Below are 4,525 nucleotides of genomic sequence, written 5' to 3'. Positions count from 1 at the left end.
CAGAAAGCCTGAGCCCTGAAGAATAAAGCAATGCGACACAGGCCTTGAGCCTCAGGTCTTGGACTGAACCGATGAATTCCATAGTTTCTTCCAGAGTCATGACTTCGGGAAGATAGGTGTTTTTCTTCATGGAAGGTACTTCGTACTTGTCCCAGGACTGCTTCAATATATACAGCCTGAAGAACCTTATTTGAGACAGATGAGCATTGATGCTGTGGTTGGAAAGCTTCCTTGTATTCTTTAGGAAGAGGATATATGTCCTTATGTCAGCGAAAGATGAGTCAGCGGGGCTGATATCCATAGAGTCAAGCCACTCGAGATATGACTTGAGGAATGACTGATAGTTCTTTCTGGTATTTTTAGAGAGGTCTCTGATCTCAAGGTAATAGTCCAATTGGGTGAGATAGTTTTCATGAATATTCTTGTCCATTTGGGAACTCCTTTCAAAAAGCACAATGATGGATGGAGCAGCAGTGCTTTAGGAGGGGCCCTTAAAAATAAGCTTAAAATAGAATTGTAATGTTGTTGAAATGGCGCAAATATGATAACATAGGCGTACAATAGTAGTTGTTCTCCTTGGTTATTTGTGGTGTGTGGTAACTCAACAATAAACCATCAAGGGAGATACATCTACTATTTTTTTCACGTAAAAAAGCCTCTGTCAATTCAAGAGGCATAAGTATAGAATTTAGACAAGGAACTATCGCGTAGCGATTTTGTTCAATAATCTTATAAGAACGCTATTTCAGGCCCGGTTAAGGCCTGAAGACACAAAAATTAAGAAATATGAAATATACTGGCATCAATATACATCGGAGGTTCAATATGGACAAACAGACAATTCTAATAGTAGACGATGAAAAGGAGATCAGGGAGCTCATCGAGATCTATCTCGCAAACGAGGGCTACAACACTCTTAAAGCCACAAATGGTGAAGAGGCGCTTGAGATGATCGCGAATCATCATGTGGACCTTATCATCCTGGACATCATAATGCCCAAGAAGGATGGAATCCAGGCTACAATGGAGCTCAGGAAGACAAAGAACATGCCGGTCATAATGCTTTCGGCTAAGACCCAGGACATGGACAAGATCCATGGCCTCACTTCGGGAGCAGACGATTACCTTACCAAACCCTTCAATCCCCTTGAGCTGATCGCTAGAGTCAAGAGCCAGCTAAGGAGATACTATGTCCTTAACAGTGAAAAGCCAAGAAACGAGAATGTCCTTACCCTTGATGACATAACGATCAACATAGGCACCAGGGAGGTAAAGAAAGGAGACAAGGACATCAAGCTCACAAAGACCGAATTCGACATGCTTGAGTACATGACCAGGAACGTTGGGATCGTGCTTTCCGTAGAGAAGATATATGAGAACGTCTGGAAAGAGGAATTCCTTGAGTCTGAAAACACAGTTATGGTGCACATCAGGAAGCTCAGGGAGAAGATCGAGGACGACCCAAGGAATCCAAGGTACATCAAGACAGTCTGGGGAGTAGGATACAAGGTTGAGAAATAAGCAGAATAAGGTTCCTGCAAACAAAAAGGCATCGAGGTCCGACAGGTTCTTCAGCCTCATAGATGGTATAATCCGGGACAGGATTTCCAGCAACATCCAGCTTGAGCTTATTTTCGCTGTTGCTATTTGTCTTGTGGCAGCCTTCATCGGCTACAATGTCACCTACAAGATGACTGTAAAAACCGTGGAAACCTCCTATATCTCCTACAACCGCGGCATAGAGAGCATCCGGGACTCGGCATACGATATCGCTGAAAGGATGATCAATGACCTGAGATACAAGGAAGAGACCGAAATAACCGATGAGATGAGAAGAAACGTCAGGTATCCTTCTGAGAACAATCCCCTTGCCAAGCAGTTCAACCTGGATCAGGCAATGAAGAATCTCATTGAGGACTTCTCGAGGGTAGGTAACCTGAAGGTTATGGTTACGGACCTCAATGGAAATATCCAGTTCAAGACCGAGGGAGTCTCAGAGGAAAAACTGGATATATTTGATGTGCTCAAGAACAGCTTTGATGTGTCATATTCAGGCTCCACGACCGTATACCATAGCCCAGGTACCCCTCAGGATCCCGCGCAGGAAATGACCCTTGTCTACCCGATGAATTTCCTAAAGGAGGACAGGTATCTGATAGTAAAGGCGGCTCCCGCTGCAGTGGTTGATACCAGACTAAGCTATATATACAATACATCCCTGTCCCTTTTTGCGGCGCTTGTGCTATTTGTTGCAATGTTCCTCATAATAACGAGGAGAAAGATGGACTACATACAGCAGCTTTCAGATACTGTTAAGGTCATTTCTACCGGAAATTTCAAATATAAGGCTCCTGTAAAAGGAAATGATGAGCTTACCAACCTGGCAAAGAGCATCAATTCCATGGCAATGGACATAGATGTCAGGATCGAGGAGGAAAGGAAGCTCGAGCAGATGAAGAACGACCTTATAACTAATGTATCCCATGACCTGAGGACTCCTTTGACCTCCATTATCGGATACATTGAGCTCGCCAAATCAGACAGCATATCACCTGAGAAAAGGAAGGAATACATCGAGATAGCAAGCTCCAAGTCACTGAGGCTCAAGGAACTAATAGAGTCACTGTTTGAATACTCAAAGCTGGAGAGCCCTGAACACAAGCTGAACATAATGAACGTAAGCCTCCGGGAGCTCATAGAGCAGCTTGTGGAGGAAATGATACCGCTCGCTGAAGAATATGGACATACATTGGAGAAGTTCATGCCAAGGGTGGATGTCATTGTGGAAGCTGATGTGCAGCAGATTGTCAGGCTTTTTGAGAACCTCATAACCAACGCAATCAAGTACTCTGCAGAAAAGGTACCAATAAAGGTATCTCTATCACTTGAAGAAGGAGCTGCCATAGCGAGGGTATCCGTGGAAAACTCAGTTGGTGATATCGATGAATCAGAGATTCCCAAGATGTTCGAGCGTTTCTACCGACTTGACAAGTCAAGGTTTTCCGGAAACGGAGGCAGCGGCCTGGGGCTTGCAATATCAGAAAACATAGTCAAGATGCACTCAGGCAGGATATATGCAAAAAAGACGGATCGCAGCACACTGATCATAACTGTCGACCTTCCGGTAAGGTTCTATCCGGGCCCTGGTGCGACCCTCTAGTGAAAGCACTGTGGCTATGAATTATTTGAATTATGCATTATAATTGTAATAGATTACAAAAACAGAGTGATAAGGGGGAAAGCAATGAAGATAAGGAAAGTGCTTAATGTGAAATACATCTTCATATATCTGTTCCTCATCCTGATCGCAGTATTCACTAACGAGTATTTCAAGAGCGGTAAAAAGGCAGAGCTTGGTTACTCGATAGTATTTCTTCTGATGGGACTTACCATAGCGGCATTCTACATTGTGAAGGACATGATATACAACCCGTCAAGGATGAACTACAGGAACATAATAATGGAAAAGGCACTGTTCAACCACAGAGGAAAGATATTGAAGGAAGTCGACTCAGTTCCACTGCACAAGGACTTCATAGCACTATATCTGGGAAGGAACAGCGAAGACCCTTATGGAGCAACAGTTTCAAGCCTTCAGGCGGTAAGGTACAAGGGAACGAGGATGGTTGATTCACTATTTGTCCCAATTGAATCCAGGGACCCTCTGTATGAGAGGTACAGTCTGTCTATCGGAGAAGCATTCGCGAAGTTCATAAAGTTTGCTGATACCATGCCTGTTGTCACCTATAACCAGCCATTCATGCATACCTACATCAACATCAAGCTTGACAAGGACATACAGCTGACATACCTCGATGCGATGAAGATGAGCAAGGATATCTACAACATGTACAATGAGCCCATCAAGAAGCTGACAAGGCACCTGAGGCTTATAAACCTTGATAAGGACAGGCTTGCTGGAGCCAAGACAGTTGGTGCGATCTATCTTGACTACATGTATACTCTGACCGTGTTCAAGGCAAAGGAGAAGAAACGCCTGCAGAAGCTCATGAGAGAGAAATCCAAAGGCAGCTCCAGCCTTTTCCAGATTCCGGAAAAGGCAAGGAAAAGTCTTCCTGAAACCAAGGAACACATTGCAGAAACGGAACGCGCATCAGGAAACTGACCAAGGATGTGATTGATTTGAAGAGACTCTTCATCATCTACCAGGGAAGGGTCCAGGGAGTCGGCTTCAGGTACTTCGTCTACAGGGCCGCTTATATCATGAAGCTGACGGGCCATGTCAGGAACATGGACAACGGAAATGTTGAGGTTGAAGTCCAGGGTCCCGATGACCATATCTCTGTCTTTCTTGACACAGTAAAGGGTGGAAACGGCTATTCCAGGATCGAGAATTATTCGATGAAGGAAATACCCGTGAAACCTAATGAGAAATCTTTTGACATAACCTATTGAACTGGAGGGTCTTCATAAAAGGAGACCCCCGTTTTATTTTTCACAAAGTTTTTTCACGATGTGACTCAAGCGAATACGCGCTTCGTGATGTATTGAACAAAATCGCTAC

At 44.1% G+C, this 4,525-nt stretch carries 5 protein-coding genes; 4 read left to right on the top strand and 1 reads right to left on the bottom strand.

Annotated elements, in window-relative coordinates:
- Positions 1 to 430: tyrosine-type recombinase/integrase (locus T472_RS00740; RefSeq protein ID WP_023863206.1), on the bottom strand; the 430-nt coding region annotated here is incomplete at its 3' end.
- Between the two features lie 395 nt (positions 431 to 825).
- Here T472_RS00740 and T472_RS00735 point away from each other — a divergent pair.
- The 4 genes from T472_RS00735 to T472_RS00720 all read left to right on the top strand — a co-directional run bounded on the left by T472_RS00735 (position 826) and on the right by T472_RS00720 (position 4,416).
- Positions 826 to 1,521, top strand: coding sequence for a response regulator transcription factor (locus tag T472_RS00735; RefSeq protein WP_023863205.1), 696 nt, complete (start codon positions 826 to 828; stop codon positions 1,519 to 1,521).
- Complete coding sequence (locus tag T472_RS00730) at positions 1,511 to 3,160, top strand: sensor histidine kinase (RefSeq protein ID WP_023386983.1); 1,650 nt, start codon at positions 1,511 to 1,513, stop codon at positions 3,158 to 3,160. Before T472_RS00735 ends, T472_RS00730 begins: the two co-directional genes overlap by 11 nt.
- Positions 3,161 to 3,244: 84 nt before the next feature.
- Positions 3,245 to 4,126 (top strand): hypothetical protein, encoded by an 882-nt coding sequence (locus tag T472_RS00725; protein WP_023386985.1) that lies wholly within the window; start codon positions 3,245 to 3,247, stop codon positions 4,124 to 4,126.
- 17 nt (positions 4,127 to 4,143) lie between these two features.
- A complete protein-coding gene (locus T472_RS00720) occupies positions 4,144 to 4,416 on the top strand; it encodes an acylphosphatase (protein ID WP_023386987.1) in 273 nt (90 codons plus the stop codon).
- The last annotated feature ends 109 nt before the right edge of the window (positions 4,417 to 4,525 follow it).

Origin of the sequence: Youngiibacter fragilis 232.1 (assembly GCF_000495435.3) — a bacterium.
In the GTDB taxonomy this organism is placed as follows: Bacteria; Bacillota; Clostridia; order Clostridiales; family Clostridiaceae; genus Youngiibacter; species Youngiibacter fragilis.
The sequence above is the reverse complement of the archived record's forward strand: the minus strand, read 5'-3'. Positions and strand labels throughout refer to the sequence as shown.